The organism is Pseudomonas entomophila, from assembly GCF_013523165.1.
GTDB classification, from domain to species: Bacteria; Pseudomonadota; Gammaproteobacteria; order Pseudomonadales; family Pseudomonadaceae; genus Aquipseudomonas; species Aquipseudomonas entomophila_A.
Genome location: NZ_JAAMQI010000011.1, coordinates 106,836 through 127,744, shown reverse-complemented (window position 1 = coordinate 127,744; position 20,909 = coordinate 106,836). Strand labels below are relative to the sequence as shown.

22 protein-coding genes are annotated in these 20,909 nt (G+C 65.9%); 7 read left to right on the top strand and 15 right to left on the bottom strand.

Annotated elements, in window-relative coordinates:
- Window positions 1–72: 72 nt before the first annotated feature.
- The 7 genes from G7Z99_RS11355 to G7Z99_RS11325 form a co-directional block, all read right to left on the bottom strand.
- Entirely contained in the window at window positions 73–990 is a 918-nt protein-coding gene (locus tag G7Z99_RS11355; protein ID WP_181093836.1) for a pyridoxal-phosphate dependent enzyme, read from the bottom strand.
- Window positions 987–1,724 carry a helix-turn-helix transcriptional regulator gene (locus tag G7Z99_RS11350; protein WP_181093834.1) on the bottom strand — a complete coding sequence of 246 codons (738 nt, stop codon included), beginning with the start codon at window positions 1,722–1,724 and terminating at the stop codon, window positions 987–989. Before G7Z99_RS11350 ends, G7Z99_RS11355 begins: the two co-directional genes overlap by 4 nt.
- A gap of 568 nt (window positions 1,725–2,292) precedes the next feature.
- On the bottom strand, window positions 2,293–3,999 hold the full coding sequence (locus G7Z99_RS11345; protein ID WP_181093832.1) for an amidase: 1,707 nt from the start codon (window positions 3,997–3,999) through the stop codon (window positions 2,293–2,295).
- A gap of 203 nt (window positions 4,000–4,202) precedes the next feature.
- Window positions 4,203–5,669: an MFS transporter gene (locus tag G7Z99_RS11340; protein WP_181093830.1), complete on the bottom strand. Its 1,467-nt coding sequence runs from the start codon at window positions 5,667–5,669 to the stop codon at window positions 4,203–4,205.
- Between the two features lie 138 nt (window positions 5,670–5,807).
- Complete coding sequence (locus tag G7Z99_RS11335; RefSeq protein WP_181093828.1) at window positions 5,808–6,962, bottom strand: cysteine desulfurase family protein; 1,155 nt, start codon at window positions 6,960–6,962, stop codon at window positions 5,808–5,810.
- A 160-nt stretch (window positions 6,963–7,122) separates the two neighbouring features.
- Entirely contained in the window at window positions 7,123–8,232 is a 1,110-nt protein-coding gene (locus G7Z99_RS11330) for a TerC family protein (protein ID WP_258197015.1), read from the bottom strand.
- Window positions 8,233–8,370: 138 nt separating this feature from the next.
- The gene (locus tag G7Z99_RS11325; RefSeq protein WP_181093826.1) at window positions 8,371–9,732 is read right to left on the bottom strand and encodes a phosphate ABC transporter substrate-binding/OmpA family protein; all 1,362 of its coding nucleotides are present in this window, start codon (window positions 9,730–9,732) and stop codon (window positions 8,371–8,373) included.
- A gap of 130 nt (window positions 9,733–9,862) precedes the next feature.
- Between G7Z99_RS11325 and G7Z99_RS11320 the strand changes: the two genes are divergently transcribed.
- The 3 genes from G7Z99_RS11320 (at window position 9,863) to G7Z99_RS11310 (ending at window position 11,618) form a co-directional block, all read left to right on the top strand.
- Complete coding sequence (locus G7Z99_RS11320; protein WP_181093824.1) at window positions 9,863–10,747, top strand: EamA family transporter; 885 nt, start codon at window positions 9,863–9,865, stop codon at window positions 10,745–10,747.
- A gap of 75 nt (window positions 10,748–10,822) precedes the next feature.
- Window positions 10,823–11,143: a YbjQ family protein gene (locus G7Z99_RS11315; RefSeq protein WP_181093822.1), complete on the top strand. Its 321-nt coding sequence runs from the start codon at window positions 10,823–10,825 to the stop codon at window positions 11,141–11,143.
- A gap of 178 nt (window positions 11,144–11,321) precedes the next feature.
- Entirely contained in the window at window positions 11,322–11,618 is a 297-nt protein-coding gene (locus G7Z99_RS11310) for a hypothetical protein (RefSeq protein ID WP_181093820.1), read from the top strand.
- Window positions 11,619–11,670: 52 nt separating this feature from the next.
- Here the strand turns inward: G7Z99_RS11310 and G7Z99_RS11305 are convergent, their stop codons facing one another.
- Window positions 11,671–11,982: a hypothetical protein gene (locus G7Z99_RS11305; protein WP_181093818.1), complete on the bottom strand. Its 312-nt coding sequence runs from the start codon at window positions 11,980–11,982 to the stop codon at window positions 11,671–11,673.
- Window positions 11,983–12,389: 407 nt separating this feature from the next.
- Between G7Z99_RS11305 and G7Z99_RS11300 the strand changes: the two genes are divergently transcribed.
- Window positions 12,390–13,382, top strand: a complete 993-nt coding sequence (locus G7Z99_RS11300) for a bile acid:sodium symporter family protein (RefSeq protein ID WP_181093816.1) — start codon at window positions 12,390–12,392, stop codon at window positions 13,380–13,382.
- 14 nt (window positions 13,383–13,396) lie between these two features.
- On the opposite strand, the gene G7Z99_RS11295 is transcribed toward G7Z99_RS11300, so the two are convergent.
- Window positions 13,397–14,344, bottom strand: coding sequence for a LysR substrate-binding domain-containing protein (locus tag G7Z99_RS11295; RefSeq protein ID WP_181093814.1), 948 nt, complete (start codon window positions 14,342–14,344; stop codon window positions 13,397–13,399).
- Between the two features lie 145 nt (window positions 14,345–14,489).
- Between G7Z99_RS11295 and G7Z99_RS11290 the strand changes: the two genes are divergently transcribed.
- Together G7Z99_RS11290 and G7Z99_RS11285 are read left to right on the top strand one after the other, a co-directional pair.
- The gene (locus G7Z99_RS11290; protein WP_181093812.1) at window positions 14,490–15,866 is read left to right on the top strand and encodes an L-serine ammonia-lyase; all 1,377 of its coding nucleotides are present in this window, start codon (window positions 14,490–14,492) and stop codon (window positions 15,864–15,866) included.
- A 126-nt stretch (window positions 15,867–15,992) separates the two neighbouring features.
- Window positions 15,993–16,850, top strand: coding sequence for a sugar phosphate isomerase/epimerase family protein (locus G7Z99_RS11285; protein ID WP_181093810.1), 858 nt, complete (start codon window positions 15,993–15,995; stop codon window positions 16,848–16,850).
- Here the strand turns inward: G7Z99_RS11285 and G7Z99_RS11280 are convergent.
- Window positions 16,841–17,074 (bottom strand): type I 3-dehydroquinate dehydratase, encoded by a 234-nt coding sequence (locus G7Z99_RS11280; protein WP_181093808.1) that lies wholly within the window; start codon window positions 17,072–17,074, stop codon window positions 16,841–16,843. The two genes, G7Z99_RS11285 and G7Z99_RS11280, sit on opposite strands and share 10 nt — an antisense overlap.
- A gap of 634 nt (window positions 17,075–17,708) precedes the next feature.
- Here G7Z99_RS11280 and G7Z99_RS11275 point away from each other — a divergent pair.
- Window positions 17,709–17,996 (top strand): DUF1652 domain-containing protein, encoded by a 288-nt coding sequence (locus G7Z99_RS11275; protein ID WP_181093806.1) that lies wholly within the window; start codon window positions 17,709–17,711, stop codon window positions 17,994–17,996.
- 12 nt (window positions 17,997–18,008) lie between these two features.
- Here G7Z99_RS11275 and G7Z99_RS11270 read toward each other — a convergent pair whose 3' ends face one another.
- The 5 genes from G7Z99_RS11270 to G7Z99_RS11250 all read right to left on the bottom strand — a co-directional run bounded on the left by G7Z99_RS11270 (window position 18,009) and on the right by G7Z99_RS11250 (window position 20,905).
- Window positions 18,009–18,296: a hypothetical protein gene (locus tag G7Z99_RS11270; protein WP_181093804.1), complete on the bottom strand. Its 288-nt coding sequence runs from the start codon at window positions 18,294–18,296 to the stop codon at window positions 18,009–18,011.
- A gap of 259 nt (window positions 18,297–18,555) precedes the next feature.
- Window positions 18,556–19,119 carry an NUDIX hydrolase gene (locus G7Z99_RS11265; protein WP_181093802.1) on the bottom strand — a complete coding sequence of 188 codons (564 nt, stop codon included), beginning with the start codon at window positions 19,117–19,119 and terminating at the stop codon, window positions 18,556–18,558.
- Window positions 19,120–19,121: 2 nt separating this feature from the next.
- Window positions 19,122–19,874, bottom strand: a complete 753-nt coding sequence (locus tag G7Z99_RS11260; RefSeq protein ID WP_181093800.1) for a GntR family transcriptional regulator — start codon at window positions 19,872–19,874, stop codon at window positions 19,122–19,124.
- Window positions 19,875–19,961: 87 nt separating this feature from the next.
- Window positions 19,962–20,351: a carboxymuconolactone decarboxylase family protein gene (locus G7Z99_RS11255; RefSeq protein ID WP_181093798.1), complete on the bottom strand. Its 390-nt coding sequence runs from the start codon at window positions 20,349–20,351 to the stop codon at window positions 19,962–19,964.
- A gap of 68 nt (window positions 20,352–20,419) precedes the next feature.
- The gene (locus G7Z99_RS11250) at window positions 20,420–20,905 is read right to left on the bottom strand and encodes a flavin reductase family protein (protein ID WP_181093796.1); all 486 of its coding nucleotides are present in this window, start codon (window positions 20,903–20,905) and stop codon (window positions 20,420–20,422) included.
- Window positions 20,906–20,909 lie beyond the last annotated feature (4 nt).

The following is a 20,909-nucleotide window of genomic DNA, read 5'->3' as shown; positions in this document are numbered from 1 at the left end:
GCGTGTGTCGCCTTGAGTGCAGCAGGCGACTCCGGCCAGGGTCGCCTGCCGGCAGCCGGAACAGGCCTCGTCTCAGTCCAGGGCGGCCAGCCACGTCTGAATCTGCTCGAGCGTCGCGGTCGCGCCGCCGCACACCACCACCATCGGGTTGCGGTAGGCCGACAGCGCATCCGGTGCATAGGCCAGGGCCAGCGCGGCGCCACAGGCCGGCTCGACCAGCAGGCGGTGGTCGTGCAGGAAGCGCTCGCAGGCCTGCAGTGCGGCGCGGTCGCTGACCAGGTGGCTGGTCACCGGGTGCGTCTGGGCGCAGGCCAGGGCCTGGGCCGCGACCTGCTTGGCGCCAAGCGTGGTGGCCAGCGACTCGATGCGTTCCAGTTCGACCAGCTCGCCTGCTTCCAGGGCGCGGTGCAAGGACGCGGCGCCTTCGGTCTCCACCGCCAGCACCGGCACATCGTGCCAGCCATTGCGGCGCAGGCCCTCGATGACGCCGCTGAGCAGGCCGCCACCGCCGACCGAGAGGATGATCACGTCAGGCTTGTAGGCCGCCTGGGCCAGCTCGTCCACCAGGCTGGCATGGCCTTCCCAGAGCAACGGGTCATCGAACGGGTGGATGAAGGCATCGTCCGGCCCGACCAGGGTCAGTGCCAGCGCATTGGCCTCCTGCCAGGAGCTGCCGTGCACGATGACCTTGGCGTCCTCCATCTCCAGCAGTGCTTTGGCCCGCTCGCTCGTGGTCTGTGGGACCACCACGGTCACGGCGGCGCCCAGGTGCCGACCGGCGTAGGCCACGGCCAGCCCGGCATTGCCGCCCGAGGACGAGACGAAATGCCGGGCACCACGGGCGAAGTGGACTTCGCAGGCATGGCCGACGCCTCGCAGCTTGAACGAGCCGCAGGGTTGCAGGGCTTCGAGCTTGAGCGACAGCGGTCGACCACTGGCCAGCGACAGCGGGCGCGATTCGATCAGGGGGGTAGCGATGTGCAAGGTCACGGTTGGCTCCGTTCGTGACGCGCAGAGGCAGGATCGCCCGCTTCGTTGCGCAATTGATCAAGGTAGTTGTAGACAGTGAAACGCGTGACACCCAAGGCAGCTGCGGCCTTTTCGACCCCGCCCTTGACGATGAACAGCCCACGTTCCTGCATCAGGCGCACGGCTTCGATCTTGGCGGCCTTGTCCATCTTGCCGCGGCCCGAGCGGCGCAGGGCCGTCTCGATGATCTCGCCCATGAGCACGGCCATGTCGGCCGGCGCCTGAGTGGCGACAGGCCGCTCGGTCACGACGGGCTGGGCTCCGAGGGGTTGCAGGCCTTGCAGCAGTTCGAGCGCTGCATCCAGCCCCGTCACGTCGGTGTTGACGCACAGGCTGGCAAACGGCACCCCGTCCGAGTCGCGAAACAGGGCCGTGGCACTGCGCAGCGAGCGGCCTTTGAGGTGGGTGGGGTAATCGGGAATGACGACCGGCCCATGGCCTGCCTGGTCTTCAGAGGCACGCATCAACGCCTTGAAACCCAGGTCCTGCTCGGGCGCGGCCAGGATCGGGCTGCCCACGGTCCTGCCTGAAAGATGACCGTTGGCGATGGCGACCACGGACTGTTCGGGCGTGCGCACGTCATGAAGGATCAGCTCGACGTTGCGCGGCAGCACGCTGGCCAGGGCCTGCAAGGCGGCTTTCAAGGTCGTGAAGACGAGGCGGTGTTCGGACTCGAAGGCAGAGGACGGGGGCATGAATTGAACACTGTGTTGAATTGCAACATAGTGTTGAATCGAGAGGTGGGCGTCAAGTCACAGAGGGTGCAATGTTGTCTGCGCTGCCGCCATCGCGGGCAAGCCCGCTCCCACAGTAGCCAGTCAGTAGGCTGATGCAAGGTAGTGGCCTGGAATGAGGGCCGGTGGGCTTGCCAGCGATAGCGCCCGGTCAGGCGCCGCCTGTATCGCGGGCAAGCCCGCTTCCACAGTGGCCAGTCAGTAGGCTAATGCCGTGGTAGTGGCTTGGAATGAGGGCCAGTGGAAGCGGGCTTGCCAGCGATAGCGCCCGGTCAGGCGCCGCCTGTATCGCGGGCAAGCCCGCTCTCACAGTGGCCCAGTCAGTAGGCTGATGCCGTGGTAGTGACTTGGAATGAGGGCCAGTGGGAGCTGGCGTGCCAACGATAACGCCCGGCCAGGCGCCGCCTGCATCCCCACAGACCCTTGTTGAAGCGACCCCACAGAGGATCGCGACAGCCTGTACCGCAGCGGCATGACCACCAGTACAGGGCTTCCTGTCGCTGGCAGGCCGCTACGGAGCGCGTTGGTCTCAACCCGCCAGCGGTGGCGTGCGGGGCGGCACCTGGCGGCGCTGGCCGGTCGCTTCGAACGCTGCGCCATAGCGCAGCAGCGCCGAATCGTCATAGGCGCGACCTGCCAGGGTCAGCCCCACCGGCATGCCGATATCGGCCATCACGCCCATCGGCACGGTCACGGTCGGGACGCCCAGGTGACGAATCGCCAGGTTGCCGTTGGCCACCCACACGCCATTGCTCCAGGCGATGTCGGCACTGGCCGGGTTGACGTCGGCGTCCGCCGGGCCGACGTCGGCCACGGTGGGGAAGATCACCGCGTCGAGCCCGTGCGCGTCCATCCAGTCTTCCAGGTCCAGCTTGCGCGTGCGCTCCAGGCCGCGCAGGCCGTCCGGCACACTGGCGATCTCGTCCCAGCGCTTGAGCCCGCGCTTGGCCATGTTCACGTATTCGTCCATCCCGGCGGCCAGGTCGTCTTCGCGGTTGGGCAGGGTGCCTGGGTCATGGGGGAAGATCTTCGGGCCGTCGACGTCCGCCAGGCGGTTCAGCCGTGGGTCGTCGTTGGCGCGCAGGAAATCGTCGAAGGCCCAGCCCGACAGCTCCCACAGTTCGTCATGCAGGAATTCGGGCGACACGAGGCCGCGGTTGAACACGGTCGGCGCGCCCGGGCGATCGCCTTCGCAGTTGGACACCAGCGGGAAGTCCACCTCGATGACCTGCGCACCGGCGGCCTCCAGGGCCTGGCGCGCGTCGTGCCACAGGGCCATGACACTTTCACGGGTGTGGATGCGCTGGCCGGTCGGGCCGCCGATCCCAGGCGTGTCGGAGGTGCCGGCTTCGGCATCGGCATTGATGTACATGCGCGGGACACCGAAACGCTTGTCGCGCAGGGCGCTGGCATCGGTCGCCAGCGCCAGGTAGCTGGCCGGGCGTACGCTGGAGGCCCGTGGAAGCGGCACCCAAGGCTGCAGGCGCCAGAGGTCGCCACGGGTGTCCGGGTCGTCGGCCACCACCACGTCGAGCACCTGCAACAGGTCGGCCATGGTGCGGGCATAGGGCACCACCACGTCCATGGTCGGCGTCAACGGCCAGTTGCCACGGACCGAGATCACGCCACGCGAGGGGGTGTAGGCGCACAAGCCATTGTTCGACGCCGGGCCACGCCCGCTGGACCAGGTTTCCTCGGCCAGGCCAAAGGCTGCAAAGCTGGCTGCCGTCGCCGTGCCGGCACCATTGGACGAGCCGGAGGCGAAAGGTGCGGTCAGGTAGCGGGCGTTGTACGGGCTTTCGGCACGGCCGTAGACACCGCGCTGCATGCCACCGTTGGCCATGGGCGGCATGTTGGTCTTGCCCAGGCAGATGGCTCCGGCGGCGCGCAGGCGCTCGATGGTGAAGGCATCCCGTTGCGCGACCAGGTCAGCGAACGCCGGGCTGCCGGAGGCGGCGGTCAACCCTTTGACCAGGTAGCTGTCCTTGGCCGTGTACGGGATGCCGTCCAGCGGCCCCAGGCTCTCGCCCCGTGCCCTGCGTGCATCCGACGCCCGCGCCTCGTCGAGTGCTTCAGGGTTGTGCACCACCACGGCGTTCAAGGCCGTGTCGGTCGTGGCGCCATCGTAGGCCGCGATACGTGCCTGGTAGGCCTCGACCAGCTCGACCGCCGTCGTACGGCCACTGACGAGCGCCTCGCGCAGCGCGGCGATGGAAACCTCGGTTACCTCGATCATTGCATTCACCAGTCTGTGTGCAGGTGGGTGATAAAGGGCGGCAGTGTACCAACAAGGCACGACGCCTCGCAGGCTGGCGTGGGGGCAATGGGTCTTTGCAGTGGAGCAGTGAGCGGCAGCGGCACGCTTCAAGCGTGTGCGTGCCGCGCCGACGGGAGGGTGTGTGAAGACCTGATCAACTGCACTGCCTTCTGCTTGCCGTTTCAGGACACCTGCGACAAGGGCCGGGCGACTTCTTCCAGCGACTTGCGCTCCGCTGCAGCGCCCCACACGGCCTGGACCACGGCGGCCAGCACCATCAGCGTCGCGCCGAGCAGGTAGCCGTAGAACACGAACGTCCGGTCCCCGGTGTCGATCAGCGCCCCGAACAGGGTAGGGCCGACGATCCCGCCCAGCCCGGTGCCGAAGGCGTAGAACACCGCAATGGCCAATGCGCGGATTTCCAACGGGAAGGTCTCGGCGACGGTGAGGTAGGCCGAGCTGGCGGCGGCCGAGGCGAAGAAGAAGATCACCATCCAGCAGAGGGTCTGCTCGGTCACGTCCAGCAGGCCCTGCTGGAAACCGTAGCCACTGGCGGCCAGCAGCACGCCAGACAGCAGGAACGTGGTGCTGATCATGATCCGCCGTCCGACCACGTCGAACAGACGCCCTAGCAGCAATGGCCCACAGAAGTTGCCCAGTGCGAAAGGCAGCACGTACCAGCCCACGTGGGCCGAAGGCACGTCGTAGAAGTCCGTCAGCACCAGGGCATAGGTGAAGAAGATCGCGTTGTAGAAAAAGGCCTGGGCGGTGAGCAGCGTGAGCCCCACCAACGCCCGTTGGCGGTGGCCGATGAACAGGGTCGAGAACACCTCGCGAATCGGCGTGTGATCCCGCGCGCGCAGGCGCAAGGGCGCGCTGGTGACGGGCGGCAGGTCGATCCCGTGTGCCCGGTAGCGCTGTTCGATGGCGGCGACGATGCGCTCGGCTTCCTCGGGGCGATCGTGGATCATCAGCCACCGTGGGCTTTCCGGAATCCACAGGCGCATCCAGACGATGATCAGCCCCAGCACGGCGCCGATGCCGAAGCACAGCCGCCAGCCCAGTTCGGTCCCCACCCAGTCGGCATCCAGCAGCACGATCGCGCCGACCGCGCCGAGGGCAGCGCCGATCCAGAAAGTGCCGTTGACGGTCAGGTCCACCCAGCCGCGAAAGCGCGCAGGCGTGAACTCCTGGATGGTCGAGTTGATGGCCGTGTATTCGCCCCCGATGCCCGCCCCGGTCAGAAAGCGAAACAGCAGGAAACTCCACAGGTTCCACGACAGCGCCGTCGCGGCCGTGGCGGCGATGTACAGGAACAAGGTGATGAAGAACAGTTTGCGCCGGCCCAGGCGATCGGTGAGCCAGCCGAAGAACAGCGCGCCCAGCACGGCGCCGGCGATGTAGACGGCGCCGGCCAGGCCGATGTCGGTGTTGCTCATCCGCAGGGCCGGGCTGTCTTTCAAGGCGCCGGACACTGACCCTGCCAGTGTGACCTCCAGCCCATCGAGCAGCCAGGTGATGCCCAGCGCGAACACCAGCAGGGTATGAAAACGTGTCCAGGGCAGACGGTCGAGGCGTGCCGGGATGTCGGTGGCGAAATGGCGCTCCTGTGGGGAGGCCGAGGGTTCGCGCAGGGCTCGGGTGGTCATGGCAACTCCTGTTCGCTGACAAGCCTTCAACCGATGGAGCAGCGCAGGGCGGCAAGAGTTCCGGCCAGCCAGGGGCTGGCGTACCCGTCGGGGCGCGCTCGTCTCAGGCGTTCAGGACGAGCGACGCCACAGGCGCATTCACCACAGTGCAGGTGTGGCGGTCGCGAGGGTACGCTCGAAGACCTCGAGGGCCCGTTCGACATCGGCCTCGGTGGTCTGGCGACCCAGGCTCAGGCGCACGCTGCTGCGTGCCTGTGCCGGGGTCAGGCCCAGGCCCAGCAAGACGTGGGAAGCTGCCTGGCTGGCGGAGTTGCAGGCCGAGGTCGAGGACAGGGCCAGGTCACCGGCAAGGGCTGCGCTGTTGAAACCGGGGGTCTCGATGCGCAGGTTCAAGGTATGGGGAATGCGCTGGTACGGACAACCGTTGAGCGAGACGCCTGGCAGGGCCAGCAGCCCTTCGCGCAGGCGCTGGCTCAGCCGCTCCAGGCGCTGGTGCTCGGCATCGCCCGGCACGCTGGCCAGTGCGAAGGCACGGCCCATGCCGACGATCTGGTGCGTTGCCAGGGTACCCGAGCGCAGGCCGCCTTCATGCCCGCCGCCGTGGATCTGGGCACGCAGGGCCGGCCGCGCGCGCGGCCCGACGTACAGTGCGCCGATGCCCTTGGGGCCATACACCTTGTGCGCCGAGAACGATATCATGTCAACCGCATCGCGCTGCACGTCGAGCCCGCGGCGGCCGATGGCCTGCGCGGCATCGACGTGCAGCAGCGCGCCATGGCGCCGGACCCGCTCGCCGATCGCGGCGATGTCGGTCCAGGTCCCCAGTTCGTTGTTGACGGCCATCAGCGACACCAGCACGGTGTCGGGCCTCAAGGCCGCCTCCACCGCGTCGGGCTGGATCAGCCCATGGGCATCGGGCTGCAGCCGGGTGATGGCATGGCCCTGGCGCTCGAGTTCGGCGACGGTGTCGAGCACGGCCTTGTGCTCGAGCACGCTGGTGATCACATGGCCAGGCGTGCCTGAGGTGAGGGCGATGCCCTTGAGCGCCAGGTTGTTCGACTCGGTGGCACCCGACGTCCAGACGATGTCGCCGGCCGGTGCGCCCACGCGTTCGGCCACGTGCTGCCTGGCCTGCTCGACGGCCGTGCGCGCGGCCTGGCCATAGGCGTGACCTGTCGAGGCAGGGTTGCCGAACGTGGCCTGGCTGCCCAGGCAGCCCATCATGGCCTCGATGACACGGTCGTCGACTGGAGTGGTGGCGGCGTAGTCGAAATACAGAGGTGTACGTGGCATGTCGGCAACCCATTGTGACAACGGGCATCGACCGTCGATGCCCCTGTCAGAATGGTACTAATGGCGTAGAGGAAAAATATTATTTTTTATCCTGGTAATCACTTCGTTTTGTGAAAATAAATTCCACAAAACTTTGATAACTGGAAATTATATTCAAGCCTTATGGCGAGCTTCGATTTCGATCGATATTTTGGTTATAAGAAGAGGGCGTAGTACCATCGACCACGCCCCTCGCGTCGGCGTGCTGCCGTACCGAGGGTGCCGGCGCCGTGTCTCCAGGGGGCAGGGGCACGGCCGGCTGGCCGCGCGTCTTGATCAGCGACAGCACCACGCCGCCCACCAGCAGCCCCAGGGTCACGCCGAGCGAAAGCAGCGCCGGCACCTTGCCGATCAGCCCGTGGTAGAAGATCTTGCAGCCGATGAACACCAGCACCAGGGCCAGCGCGTACTTGAGGTAGACGAAGCGGTGCATCAGCGCGGCCAGGGCGAAATACAGCGAGCGCAGGCCCAGGATCGCGAAGATGTTCGAGGTGTACACGATGAAGGGGTCCTGGGTGATCGCGAAGATCGCCGGGACGCTGTCCACCGCAAACACCAGGTCGGCCAGCTCGATCAGTACCAGGGCCAGAAACAGCGGGGTGGCATGGCGCAGCGCCCGCGACTGGCCAGGCGGCGTCTGGTGCACGAAGAAGCGGGCGCCATGCAGCTCGTCGGTGACGCGCAGGTGCCGCCGGACGAACCGCAGCATGGGGTTGTTGGCCAGATCGGGCTGGCTGTCGTCCCTGGACAGCGCCATCTTCACCCCGGTGAACAGCAGGAACGCACCGAAGAGATACAGTACCCAGGCAAAGTTCTGCACCAGCGCGGCCCCCACGCCGATCATGATCGCACGCAGGACCACCACCCCCAGGATGCCCCAGAACAGCACGCGGTGCTGGTAGCGACGGGGGATGGCGAAGTAGCTGAAGATCATCGCCATGACGAACACGTTGTCCATCGACAGCGATTGTTCGACCAGAAAGCCCGTGTAGAACTCCATGGCCGATTGAGCGCCCAGCTGTACCCAGATCCACACGCCGAACAGCACGCCGACGCTGAAGTACCCTGAATAGAGCAAGAGGCTTTCGCGCATCTCGATCTCGCGCTCCTGGCGGTGCAGCACACCGAGGTCGAGCACCAGCAAGCCGATGACGATGGCGACGAACACCAGCCACAACCAGGTGCTGGTGCCCAGTACGGGCGTTGTCAAGAACGTCTGCAGAGCTGTCATGAGCCCCTCCTGATGAATGTCGTCGTTGCATGGGCAACCGTGATTCCGACATGGCGGCCTGGCAGCCGTCAGAGGGGCCCGGTAATCACTTGAATTCAAGCCTAGCTGCAGTTGCTCAGGCGGTGAGCGGGCAGGGTGTTACAGCGTTTTTCCAGCGGGGCGCTTCTTCACGAACGCCTCCTTCGCCCCGCCCCAACGCACCCAGACTTCGACCCGACGGTTTCGCTGACGCCCGTTGGCGCGCGCGTTGTCGGCGACCGGCAATTGATCGCCCAGGCCCAGCACGTCGCGCACCTCCACGCCGGTGCGGGCCAACGCACGGCGTACGGCCATCGCCCGCAGGCGCGAGAGCAAGGCGGCGCGCCCAGGTGCCTGCTTGGGGTCGCCGAAGCCGACCAGCGTCACCGGCGTGGTGCCTGCGCCCCGTCCGCGCACGTAGGCCGCGATGCGCTGGACATCGCGCAGCGCCTTGTTGTCCAGCGTCGCGCTCGAGGGCTGAAAGCGCAGGCTCACGTTCAACCGCAGCGCGTTGTCCTGCAAGGCCTGGTAACGAGGCGGTACCTTGCCCGCGCGGCGTGTCGGCAAGGCGAGCACCTGCTGCGACACGAAGCCTTGTCGCGCGACGATGGCCTGGCCGGCCGGGCTCTGCATGAAGGCCACCAGGGCCGTGGCCATGGGGCGTTGCACGGACGTCGGTTGGTAGACGTACAGGCGCCGGGTGAGCGGATAGTCCTCGTTGGCCACGCTGGTCGGCGACGGCTGCAGAGCAGCGGCACTGCCGTCGGCGATCGCCAGGACCTTGGCATGGCGCACGACGGCCAGGCTGCTGAAACCGATGGCCTGCCGATCGTTCGCCACCTGTGCGACCAGCGCTTCGTTGGATTCGAAGCGCTTGGCGTGGGTGGTCAAGGCCGCCGAGGAGTCATCGAGCACCACTGTTCGGAAGGTCTCGAACGTGCCTGAGCGCGCATCGCGTGCCAGCACGTGGATCTCGCCGCCCGGCAAGCCCAGCTGCGCCCAGTGCGTCAGGCGTCCGGCGAAGACCGCCGTGAGCTGGTCGAGGCTCAGCGCTTTCAGGGGGTTGGCCGGATGAACGACCACGGCCACAGCGTCCAGGCCGATGACGTGCTCGGCCTCGGCCGAACGCAGGTCGCCCAGCGCCTGCAGCCGCTCGGCCGTGGCGGCGTCCAGCGGGCGCGAGGCAGCTGCGAGGTCGGCACGGGCGCTCGCCAAGGCCTCGAAGCCGGTCTGGGTGCCGTGAGCGGCGATCTCGACACGCAACGGCTGGCCATCGGCGCCCCGTGCCGTGATGGCGACTTCGTTGAGCACCGGACTCACCTGGGTGCGGATGTGCGAAGCGCCCTGGCCGGCCAGCCAGCCGCGCACCAGCGTGGGCAGGACGGCAGCGCCAAGCGTGTTGGACCCTGCCAGGCGCAGTGGCGCCTCGGCTGCCCAGGCAATGCTCGACGACAACAGCAGCAAAAGGCACAGACGACGCATGTGAACGTGTTCTTGGGTGGATGCCGATACGCTACCGGGTACGGATGACAGGTGCATGACTGGCCGGCAGAACCCTCCAGCGCTTATGCTGTTACGAAATATTTCTAACAAACCGGACAAGGAGGGCACGATGCCATTGAGAGACCTGCTGCTGGCCCTGGTGGTCATCGTGGTGTGGGGGCTGAACTTCGTGGTGATCAAGATCGGTCTCGACGGCCTGCCGCCCATGCTGCTGGGGGCGTTGCGCTTTGCCTTGGTGGCGTTCCCCGCGGTGTTCTTCATCAAGCGCCCCAAGCTGCCGTGGCGCTGGCTGATCGCCTACGGCGCGACCATCTCGCTCGGCCAGTTCGCCTTCCTGTTCCAGGCCATGTACAGCGGCATGCCGCCGGGCCTGGCCTCGCTGGTGCTGCAGTCCCAGGCGTTCTTCACCTTGTTCTTCGCCGCCTTGTTCCTGCGCGAGCCACTGCGCCCGGCCAGCCTGGCCGGCTTGCTGGTGGCCGCAAGCGGGCTGGCGCTGATCGGCAGCGAGGACAGCAGCCACGTCCCGGTGCTGGCACTGCTGCTGACCTTGTGCGCCGGGGCCATGTGGGGCATGGGCAACATCATCACCCGGCGGTTCGGTTCGGTGGACCTGGTAGCCCTGGTGATCTGGGGTGGCTTGATCCCGCCACTGCCGTTCCTGGCCTTGTCGTACTGGCTCGAAGGGCCGGCCCTGATCGGCCAGGCGCTGATGGGCATTGGCTGGCACTCGATCGGCGCCTTGGCCTACCTGGCGTTCATCGCCACCATGCTCGGCTACAGCCTGTGGAGCACGCTGTTGTCTCGGCATCCTGCCGGCAAGGTGGCGCCGTTTTCCCTGCTGGTGCCGGTGATCGGCCTGAGTTCCTCGGCCTGGCTGCTGGGGGAGCGGCTGAGCGCGATCCAGGGGTGGGGGGCGCTGCTGGTCATGCTGGGCCTGCTGATCAACGTGTTCGGGGCGCGTCTAGGTCAGCGTCTGCGCGCGGCCTTTTGCTAGGATGGGCACTTCCGTTCATCTTGCCTGAAAGGGATGGCGGCCGAACGCCGCCGCCCTCGTACGAGGAGACGCCCCATGATCGTGACCACCACCCACCATGTCGAAGGCCGCTCGGTCGCCGCTTATCTGGGCATCGTCAGCGCCGAATCGGTACAAGGCGTCAACTTCGTCAGAGACTTCTTCGCCCGCTTTCGCGATGTGTTCGGCGGCCGCTCGCAAACGCTGGAAAGCGCCTTGCGTCTGGCCCGCGAGCAGGCCACGGCCGAATTGATCGAGCGGGCTCGGTCACTCAAGGCGGACGCGGTGGTCGGTGTCGATTTCGAGATCAGCATGCCCTCGGTGCAGGGCGGCATGGTGGTGGTCTTCGCGACGGGGACGGCAGTGCGGCTGAGCTGAAGGCCACTGCCTAGGCGTTAGAGTATCCTGCACAGCAAATCAATCAGACGATTGGCATTTCTGTGTAGGAATTTCCCTAAGTTTGTTGATCAGGCTCAAGTGAAGGGCAGGTACGCCTCGCCATGGCGTGCGCGCTGTGCCTTACTGTGCCCGCTTTTCGGCACAGGAGATCGAAGCCATGCGCATCAGGGAAGAGACCTATTGGACGTGGGCCGATGCCCAGCTGCACAGCCGTTGCCATGACGAAGTGCTGAGCGATGGCACCACCCTCGACGTGCAGGTGCGCCTGTCACGGCTGGGCGCCGCCCAGTTGTTCCTGGGGGTATACGACCGCTCGGGCAAGGCCATGCTGGAGGAGTACTACCCCTCGCGACCGGGCGAGAGCATGACGCGTGCGATGGTCTGGGGCGTGAACCGTGCCAGGGCCATGGCGACCTGCGAGAACGCCCGCGGCCCCGAGCAACGACGTGCGTAGGAACGACGAGGCCGGCCGCCCCTGCCAGGGATGGCCGGCCTCGTGCAAGGCTTCAGCGTGCCAGATGACGGCCTGCGCCTTCAGGTGCCAGTGCCTTGAGTGACTCCAGCACACCGCCGACGAAAGCGGCATCGGCGGCGGCCTTCTTGCCGACATAGCCCTGGCCTCGGCGGAAGACCTTGAGGCAGGCCTTCATGCTGGGCATGTGCGCATCGATCTCGCCCTCGCCGATGTTCGGCGGCAGGCGGTCGAGTCGAACGTCGCCGGCTTGGCTGATCCACAGGACATGGTCATCGTGGCTGTCCTTGCGCGTGGCGAACAGACGAGCCAGTTGGTCGAGCGTGAGTTGATCGTTCAAGTTCATGGTCAAGCCCCTTCTATCCAGTATGAAGTGATTCCCGGCGCTTCAGAGATGTAGCGCGTTACCCAGGCTGCTACCGCAGCGTCACCACAGGGGCTTTGTCACCTGTCTTTTGGACAGTTCCTGCTCCACGAGTGGCCGTTTCCGACTGAAAAGACCACCTGGACTACCCTTGCCTGCCTCCGATCAGGAAGACGGCCTCATCATGCATAAGCCGCAAACCACCCGTCAACTATTTTGTAGTGAAAAATAAAAGTCACTACAAGACTGGTGGGTCGCGTCTTCACAGGCCTTGTCGCACGCTGCCACGGTGTCCTTTCACCGATACGTGACGGGGTGTTGGCGTTAGCAGGACAGCAGCGATCGCCCTATGCTGTGCCGTTCTTCCTCGCCGCTCGAGACCGGTTGCCATGAAATACCTGCGCATGCTCTTCGATCCCTTCACGTTGACCCTGCTGGCCGTGGTCGCCACGGCCACCGTGCTGCCTTGCCAGGGGCAGGGCGCCTACGTGTTCGGCTGGCTCACCAACCTGGCCATCGGCCTGCTGTTCTTCCTGCATGGCGCCAAGCTGTCCCGTGAGGCGATCATCGCCGGCGCCGGGCACTGGCGCCTGCACCTGGTGGTGTTCAGCTGCACGTTCGCGTTGTTCCCTCTGATCGGGTTGGCTTTCAAGCCGTTGTTCCTGCCGTTGGTGGGCAACGAGCTGTACTTGGGGGTGTTGTACCTGTGTGCACTGCCGGCCACGGTGCAATCGGCCATCGCCTTCACCTCGCTGGCCCGAGGCAACGTACCGGCGGCGATCTGCAGCGCGGCGGCGTCCAGCCTGCTGGGCATCTTCCTGACCCCGTTGCTGGTGATGCTGCTGCTGGGCGCGGACGGTGAGACCGGCTCGGGGCTGGATGCCGTGTTGAAGATCACCTTGCAGCTGCTGGTGCCGTTCGTCGCGGGTCAGCTGGCGCGTCGCTGGATCGGTGGCTGGGTCAAGCGCCATGCGCGCTGGCTCAAGGTCGTCGACCAGGGCTCGATCCTACTGGTGGTCTACACCGCCTTCAGCGACGCCGTGGTCACCGGGCTCTGGCAGAGCGTGTCGCCCCAGCACCTGGCCGGGTTGTTCGCGGTCTGCGCGATCCTGCTGGCGGCGATCCTCTTGGTGACGCACCTGGTCGGCCGGCTGTTCGGCTTCAACCTCGAGGACCGCATCACGATCCTGTTCGCCGGTTCGAAGAAGAGCCTGGCCACCGGCGTGCCAATGGCCCAGGTGCTGTTCGTCGGCAGTGGCATCGGCGCGATGATTCTGCCGCTGATGCTGTTCCATCAGATCCAGCTGATGGTCTGTGCCGTGCTCGCGCAGCGTTACGCGCGCCGTGAAGCCCCCCTCGACGGTGCGGCCATCACCCGCTGAGGCCGCCGCGTGCTTCAGGCGGGCGCAGGGGTCAGGGGGTGCAGCGCACGAAAGCTCTGCGCCTCCGACACCAGCCAGTCGTGCACGGCACGCGGGCCTGGGCGCATCAAGCCGGCGGGCGGATAGAGCAGCACGTAGCGCTTGTGGTTGGGGATCGGCGTGCCGAACGGCACGATCAGGGCGCCACGCTCCAGTTCGTCGTTGAGCAGGGTGCGCCGGGCGATGGCCACGCCGATGCCAGCGATGGCGGCCTCGATGGTCAGGTGGTTGCGGTTGAAGGTGTGGCCACGGCGCACGTCCAGCCCGCTAGCGCCGATCTTGTCCAGGTAGAACGCCCACTCCGAATACTCCGAGCTGCCCCGCCAGGCGGTGATGTCGTGCAGCAGCGGGTAGTGCACCAGGTCCGCCGGCCCGTGCAGCGGCGGCCGTCCGCGCAGCAGGGCCGGCGAGCAGACCGGAAAGATCTGCTCGTCCAGCAGGGGAGTGGAGAGCATGCCCGGATAACTGCCGTCGTTCAGGTCGACCGCCAGGTCGAAGTCGCCTTCGTGCAGCGGCTGGTTGCTGTCTTCGGCTACCAGGCGCAGTTCGATGTCCGGGTAGCGTTGCTGGAGGCGCGGCAGGCGAGGGGTGAGCCACTTGGCGAGGAACGAGGGGATCGAGCGCAGGCGCACTGTGCCGCGAATGTCGCCCGCGTTCAGCCGCACCAGTTCGGACTCGATGCTGCCGTAGGCCTCGGTGACCGTCTGCGCCAGGCGCTGGCCCTCGGCCGTCAGCTCGACGCCACGGGCGCGACGCAGGAACAGCCGAAAGCCGAGCCGCTCTTCCAGCTGGCGCATCTGCTGGCTGACCGCGCCGGGGGTGATGTGCAGCTCCTCGGCGCAGCGGGTGAAGGACAAGTGCCGCGCCGCGCAGGAAAACACGTGCAGCCAGACGAACAGGGGGCCAGCGAGTTGTCGATGCACGGTTTAGTCCTGCTAAAGGCTTGGTTAGGAACTTTCGTTGGTCAGTGTAGGGCAATCGCGTCACCATCGCATCACAACGGCATCGAGCGCTTCCTTCATCCGGAATTCATCGATCGCATCTCGTGACCGACGGTGAGGTATTAGCATGGCTATCAGTGTGTTCGACTTGTTCAAGATCGGCATCGGCCCTTCCAGTTCGCATACCGTCGGCCCCATGCGCGCCGCGGCGACCTTCGCCAAGGCTTTGCGTGAGCAAGGCCTGCTGGAGCAGGTCGAGCGGGTCGAAACCCGCCTGTACGGGTCCCTGTCGGCCACCGGTATTGGCCACGCGACCGATCGCGCCACCTTGCTCGGGCTGATGGGGCAATGGCCCGACCAGATCGACCCGCACAGCATCGGCCCGCGCATCGACCAGCTGATGCAAGAGCATTGCCTGATGCTCGATGGTCGTCACCCGGTCGACTTCCATTACACCCGCGACATGCTGTTGCTGGACGAGAACCTGCTCTACCACCCCAATGCCATGCGCCTGGAGGCCCTCGGGGCTGACGGCAGCCTGCTGTCGCACACCTATTACTCGGTGGGCGGTGGCTTCATCGTCGAGCAGGCCGAAGTCGATGCGCCGGACCAGGGCGACGCCCAGGTGACGTTGCCCTATGAGTTTTCGACGGCCGCCGAGTTGCTGGCCCTGTGCAAGGCCCACGGCCTGAGCGTCGGTCAGTTGATGATGGCCAACGAACGGGCCTGGCGCAGCGAACAGGACATCCGCGACGGCCTGCTGAAGATCTGGGCGGCCATGCGCGAGTGCGTCGTCAATGGCCTGAAAAACGAAGGCGTTCTGCCAGGCGGCCTCAACGTCCGGCGCCGTGCGGCCCGACTGCACCGCAGCCTTCAGGAGCTGGGCAAGCCCAACGTCATCGGCTCCACGCTCAGCGCCATGGAGTGGGTCAACCTGTTCGCCCTGGCGGTCAACGAGGAAAACGCCGCCGGTGGGCGCATGGTCACCGCACCGACCAATGGCGCTGCCGGCATCATCCCCGCCGTGCTGCACTACTACATGAAGTTCAACCCCGACGCTTGCGACGACGATGTGGTCGCGTTTCTCCTGGCCGCCGCCTCCGTGGGCATCCTGTGCAAGAAGAACGCCTCGATTTCCGGCGCCGAGGTCGGTTGCCAGGGCGAGGTCGGCTCGGCCTGCTCGATGGCGGCGGCCGGTCTGGCCGAAGTGCTGGGCGCGACACCGCCGCAACTGGAGAACGCCGCCGAGATCGCCCTGGAGCACAACCTTGGCCTGACGTGCGACCCGGTCGGCGGCCTGGTCCAGGTGCCGTGCATCGAGCGCAACGCGATCGCCGCGGTCAAGGCCATCAACGCCGTGCAGATGGCCTTGCGTGGCGACGGTGAGCACTTCATCTCGCTGGACCAGGTGATCCGTACCCTGCGTGACACCGGCGCGGACATGCACGACAAGTACAAGGAAACCTCCCGTGGCGGTCTGGCCGTCGCCTTCGTGGAGTGCTGAGCACGACGTGAGCGAGCTGAACGCCAGGCAGAGAGCAGATGGGTGCCCGCTCACCGCCTGAACTTCCCTCGGGGCGGGTCGTTCTGACAGTGCATGCCCTTTTGCCGTCAGTTCACCGAGGTGCCGATGCAACGCCTGTCCATCAGCCAGATCACCACCCAGCCGTTGTCCATCGAGGACGACCTGCACCTGTGCAGGCGCCTGGGGTGCGCGCTGGAACTTGCCGAAAAGAAGCTGTCCAGCGACCCGCAGCAGGCGCGTGACCAGCTTGCGATGATCAAGGACAGCGGGGTGCGCGTCACCTCGATCCAGCCACGCACCCTGTCGATCTACCCCACGCACTCGGCCCCCGAGCCACACGCGCCGCAGGCCCGCCTGGAGGCGCTGATGGGCACGGTCGAGCTGTTCGCAGGCTTCTGGCAGGGCATTCCGCTGGTGACCAACACGGGGGCCGATGCCGAGGGTAACGAAGCGCGGGTCTGGGACGGTTGCCTCGAGCACTACCCGACCCTGGCACGGCATGCCCAGGCCCACGGCCTGAAGATCGCGCTGGAGGCGTTGGGGCCGTCGCTGATGAACCGCAACTCGATCCTGTTTTCATTCAGCCAGGCGCGGGAGCTGGCCGCGCAGGTGGATCACCCGGCGTTCGGCGTGTGCCTGGACCTCTACAACAGCTGGCAGGACCGCGCGTTGGTCGAGGCGATCAGCGCCGACAAGCTGTTTCTGGTGCAGCTGGCCGACTGGCGCCGGCCACGTTCGTTGCACGACCGCCGCGCCTTGGGGGAGGGTGCGATCCCGCTCGGCGAACTGCTGCGCGCGATCGTCGCGTGCGGTTATGCGGGTGATTACGTGCTGGAGATCTTCTCCGAATCCGTACCCGACTCGCTATGGGCCGACAAGGCCACGCTGGTGCGCGCGGTAGAGGCCAGCCAAGGCGCCTTCGATGCACTGGCGGCGACACTTGAGCGCTCGGTTCAGCCCTGAGCCCCGCGCTGGACGATGCCCAGCACCTCGCGCACCGCGCTGACCTCCAGCTGCCCAGGTGCCGAGGCCTGGCCGATGCTGGCATAGGTCAGCGCCGCGCCGGTCAACTGGGAAATGACCTGATCGACCCACGCTACCGTGTCGCGCAGCGACAGCGTGAACCGACGTTCATGCCCTCGTTTGGCCCACGCGCTGTGCGCAAGCACCATGCCGGCCGTGGTCACGGGGACTTGATCAGAAATTCACGACGTTGCATGCGCGCCTCTCATAGAAAATAAGTTAAGTTTTTGATTTTAAATTAATTAATTACAGAGCTTTGTGGGCCCTGCGGGCCCAATCGCGGCACAGGGGCCGCTCCCACAGGTGACCGCGATAGCCTGCAACTCCGCGCGGTGGGGCTACGGGTGGATCGGCCCCTGCCGGGGCGCCGGACCGGCCGCGATGGGCCGCAAAGCGGCCCTAAAATCGATTAGCGGTAAAGCCCCGGACCCTGCTAACTATTGTCATGTTCTCTGCGCGACAGCGCGGCGCCAAGGCGGCGGGCGGACTCCCAGGGCAATCGATCCGCAAAGCCCCGTACCAGAGCCTTCCGACTTCGAATCGCACGCCGGGCGAAGGGTTCAACCCTGGCGCTACAGGCGGGTCGTCCAGGCGGCGCCAGAGACCGCTTGTCGTTCAAGTCGCTCCGTTAATCGCACAAGACCGGTGCAGGGCGTTTCTTCGGTTATGGTGAAGGAGCGAAGCACGCATTCATCCACGAGCGAATGACCCATTGCTGGGCTGGTCATCTACCAATCGGCGCTCGACTGCGGTCAGGCCTACCTTCGCACTCACGGATCATGACAAGAGGGTCGAGGTATGCCACTGCTAGGATTGTCGACGCTGGAATTGCGTCAGATCATCGAACGGGCCTGCCTGCCCGATCGGTGCGAAGTCAGCTGTTCGGAGGACGGATACCTGACGATCCGCCTGGGCAAGGGCGAGTCGCTCGAGGAGTGCGTGATGCTCTGTGACGTGCCGCTCGACAGCTTGAACAGTACCCGGGACGTGCTGGGGCTCATCATGCAGTTGCGCCACCAACAGCATCCCCCGGCCAAGGAAGTCTGGCCTGGGGTGTCCGCCCCGGCCATGCGAGCCGGCACCTGACGCTGCGCAGGATCACTGGAGTTCCAGCAGCAGCTTGATGCCGCCATCCCCGCACTTGCCATGATGGCGCACCACCCCATGGTAGGCCTTGCCTTCCCAGACGAACGCAAGGCTGTGGGATCGGTCGAGTTTCTTGGGCAGGGGCGGCGCGATGTGCAGCTGCAGGCCCTGTCGGCCGCCCAATTGCAGCGGGGCAAGCTGTACTTCGCATTCGACCCGCTGCGACAGGGGGCCGAAGAGCGTATCGCGGACATAGTCCAGTTCGAGGCAAGCGCTGGGGGCACGGCAAGGTGACTTCATGGGACTCACTCCATCGACAGAGTTCGGGGTCACACGGCGAATGACCCAGGAGGGCAGGCGAAAGTCCCTGTTCGAAGCCTCCCGGCTTCAAGTGTTCAATACATTTGCGCGACAGGTACCGAGCGCGGTGTGGGAAGGCTCGGTTCATTGAGGGTGGCAAAGGGTGCCTCAGTGGTCAAGTGACAGGGTTGTTAATTCAAAGATCTTCCAGGCGGCCTGATCGACGGTCGTCTGTCGACAAGGCGAGCACGCTCGCGCTTCAGCGAATGAAGTGCACCTTGCCCGAATCGTCGTTGCCCATGTAGATGCCGTACACCCCTGCCTGGCGCTCGAGGATGTACCGCTCCAGGATCTGCCGGATGGCCGGGTAGTAGATGTCGTCCCAGGGGATGTCCGCCGGTTCGAAGAACCGGTATTCCAGCGTCTCGGCACCGAACTGTCCGGTTTCCTCGATGACGGTGGCGCGGAAGATGATGTAGACCTCGCTGATGCGGGGCACGCTGAACACCGAATAGGGCGCGAAGATGTCGGCGCGCACGCCGGTCTCTTCCCACACTTCGCGTAGGGCGGCCTCTTCGGTGGTTTCGCCCGCCTCCATGAAGCCGGCAGGCAGCGTCCAGGTGCCAGGGCGCGGCGGGATGGCGCGGCGGCAGAGCAGGTACTTGCCATCGCGTTCGATGATGCAACCGGCGATGATCTTCGGGTTCACGTAATGAATGTACCCGCAGCCGGTGCAGTGCAGGCGTTCATGGGTATCGCCGGGCGGAACGCCCCGAGCCAGTTCCAGGGTGCAATGGGGGCAGTAGCGCGGGGCGTTGGGCATGGTCAGCGGCCTATGCGAGGGTCCTTGAGTGCCACCGGGGCGACCAGATCGCGCACCTTGGCCGTGTCATCCTGCTTCTGGCGCAGGTACTCCAAGGCCACCTTGGCGGCAGCGCGCACATGGTCGACCGAGGCCTGGTGAGCGACCAGCGGATCGCCGCTCTTGATCGCCTCGACCATCTTTTCCATCTCCAGGTTGCTGGCGCCTCGGCGGTTGACCTGCGACACCGAGGTGGCGCGCAGGTAGCTGATGCGTGCCTGCAACTGGCGCAACTGGGTCGCGGCGACATGGTTGCCCGAGCCTTCGAGCAGCACGTCGTAGAACCCTTGGACCGACTCGAGCACCTGCTGCAGTTCGCCTTGCTCCAGGGCTTCGCGGTTTTCCTCGAGCGCCCGTTCCAGGGCGCGGATGTGCTTGGCCTTGGCGTTGAGGGTGAACAGCTGGACGATCAGGCCTTCGAGCACGCAGCGCAGCTCGTAGATGTCGCGGGCGTCCTCCAGGGTGATGATGGCGACCCGCGGCCCCTTGGCGTCGGCGAACTCCACCAACCCCTCGGACTCCAGGTGGCGCAAGGCCTCGCGCACCGAGGTACGGCTGACGCCCAGCCGCTCGCAGAGGTCGCGCTCGACCAGGCGGTCGCCGGGCAGCAGATGAAAGTTCATGATCGCGGCGCGCAGCTTGTCGAGCACGATTTCACGCAGGGTAACGGGGTTGCGGTTGACCTTGAAGCTGTCGTCGAGGGGCTGGCGTTTCATCGAGTGCGCTCTGAGAGAGGCCATCGAACCCCGGATGCCGGGCACCCCGAACCTGGGTGCGTCCTGCAAGGTTCGACTGGCCCGTTGTTAACGGGTTGACTCCGCGTCGGCCTCGGCGAACGCTTCGCGGGCCAGGCGGAAGCTGTCCACCGCCGCAGGCACGCCGCAATAGATGCCGACCTGGAGCAGAATTTCGCGAATCTGTTCACGGCTCAGCCCATTGCGCAAGGCGCCGCGGATATGCAGCTTGAGCTCATGGGGCCGGTTGAGCGCGGAAATCATGGCCAAGTTTATCATGCTGCGCTCCTGGAGCGACAAACCATCACGGCCCCAGACGTGGCCCCAGCAGTACTCGGTGACCAGTTCCTGCAAGGGTTGGGTGAACGCATCGGCGTTCTGGATCGAACGGTTGACGTAGTCCTCGCCCAGCACCTGGGTGCGGATCGCCAGGCCTTTCTCGTACTTCTCGCGGCTCATGCTGCAGGCTCCTGGAAAGAAAACGGGGCCGCAACCGAGGGTGAGTGCGGCACGACCCCAAACACGTTTCAGCCAAGCGGCGGCAGGGCGCCGAGCTTGCCTTTGTGGTAGAGCATCGGTGGCACCGGCTCGTCCGGCAGGATCAGGTGCTTGACCGCCCCGACGATGATGGCGTGGTCGCCACCGTCGTATTCGCGCCACAGCTCGCATTCGATCACCGCCGTGGCGTTGGGCAGGATGGGGTTGCCCCGTTCGCTCAGCTGCCAGTCGATGCCCTTGGCCTTGTCCTTGCCCTTGCCGGCGAAGGCATAGGCTTCCCGGGTCTGCTCGGCCGACAGCAGGTGGATGGCAAAGGACTTGCTGTCGCGCAGGACCGGGTAGGTGTCCGAGCTGTAGTTGGGGCAGAACAGCACCAGCGCCGGATCGATCGACAATGCGCTGAACGCACTGGCGGTGATGCCGACGATGCCGCCGTCGGCATCCAGGGTGGTGACCACCGTCACGCCGGATGGGAACGAGCCCATCACGTCTTTGTAGATGCCGGGTTCGATCATCTCA

Bases quoted from the DNA above. Each gene is read 5' to 3' on its own strand.
- G7Z99_RS11350 (WP_181093834.1), bottom strand. From the start codon at position 1,724: ATGCCCCCGTCCTCTGCCTTCGAGTCCGAACACCGCCTCGTCTTCACG.
- G7Z99_RS11345 (WP_181093832.1), bottom strand. From the start codon at position 3,999: ATGATCGAGGTAACCGAGGTTTCCATCGCCGCGCTGCGCGAGGCGCTC.
- G7Z99_RS11340 (WP_181093830.1), bottom strand. From the start codon at position 5,669: ATGACCACCCGAGCCCTGCGCGAACCCTCGGCCTCCCCACAGGAGCGC.
- G7Z99_RS11335 (WP_181093828.1), bottom strand. From the start codon at position 6,962: ATGCCACGTACACCTCTGTATTTCGACTACGCCGCCACCACTCCAGTC.
- G7Z99_RS11330 (WP_258197015.1), bottom strand. From the start codon at position 8,232: ATGACAGCTCTGCAGACGTTCTTGACAACGCCCGTACTGGGCACCAGC.
- G7Z99_RS11325 (WP_181093826.1), bottom strand. From the start codon at position 9,732: ATGCGTCGTCTGTGCCTTTTGCTGCTGTTGTCGTCGAGCATTGCCTGG.
- G7Z99_RS11320 (WP_181093824.1), top strand. From the start codon at position 9,863: ATGCCATTGAGAGACCTGCTGCTGGCCCTGGTGGTCATCGTGGTGTGG.
- G7Z99_RS11315 (WP_181093822.1), top strand. From the start codon at position 10,823: ATGATCGTGACCACCACCCACCATGTCGAAGGCCGCTCGGTCGCCGCT.
- G7Z99_RS11310 (WP_181093820.1), top strand. From the start codon at position 11,322: ATGCGCATCAGGGAAGAGACCTATTGGACGTGGGCCGATGCCCAGCTG.
- G7Z99_RS11305 (WP_181093818.1), bottom strand. From the start codon at position 11,982: ATGAACTTGAACGATCAACTCACGCTCGACCAACTGGCTCGTCTGTTC.
- G7Z99_RS11300 (WP_181093816.1), top strand. From the start codon at position 12,390: ATGAAATACCTGCGCATGCTCTTCGATCCCTTCACGTTGACCCTGCTG.
- G7Z99_RS11290 (WP_181093812.1), top strand. From the start codon at position 14,490: ATGGCTATCAGTGTGTTCGACTTGTTCAAGATCGGCATCGGCCCTTCC.
- G7Z99_RS11285 (WP_181093810.1), top strand. From the start codon at position 15,993: ATGCAACGCCTGTCCATCAGCCAGATCACCACCCAGCCGTTGTCCATC.
- G7Z99_RS11275 (WP_181093806.1), top strand. From the start codon at position 17,709: ATGCCACTGCTAGGATTGTCGACGCTGGAATTGCGTCAGATCATCGAA.
- G7Z99_RS11270 (WP_181093804.1), bottom strand. From the start codon at position 18,296: ATGAAGTCACCTTGCCGTGCCCCCAGCGCTTGCCTCGAACTGGACTAT.
- G7Z99_RS11265 (WP_181093802.1), bottom strand. From the start codon at position 19,119: ATGCCCAACGCCCCGCGCTACTGCCCCCATTGCACCCTGGAACTGGCT.
- G7Z99_RS11260 (WP_181093800.1), bottom strand. From the start codon at position 19,874: ATGAAACGCCAGCCCCTCGACGACAGCTTCAAGGTCAACCGCAACCCC.
- G7Z99_RS11255 (WP_181093798.1), bottom strand. From the start codon at position 20,351: ATGAGCCGCGAGAAGTACGAGAAAGGCCTGGCGATCCGCACCCAGGTG.
- G7Z99_RS11250 (WP_181093796.1), bottom strand. From the start codon at position 20,905: ATGATCGAACCCGGCATCTACAAAGACGTGATGGGCTCGTTCCCATCC.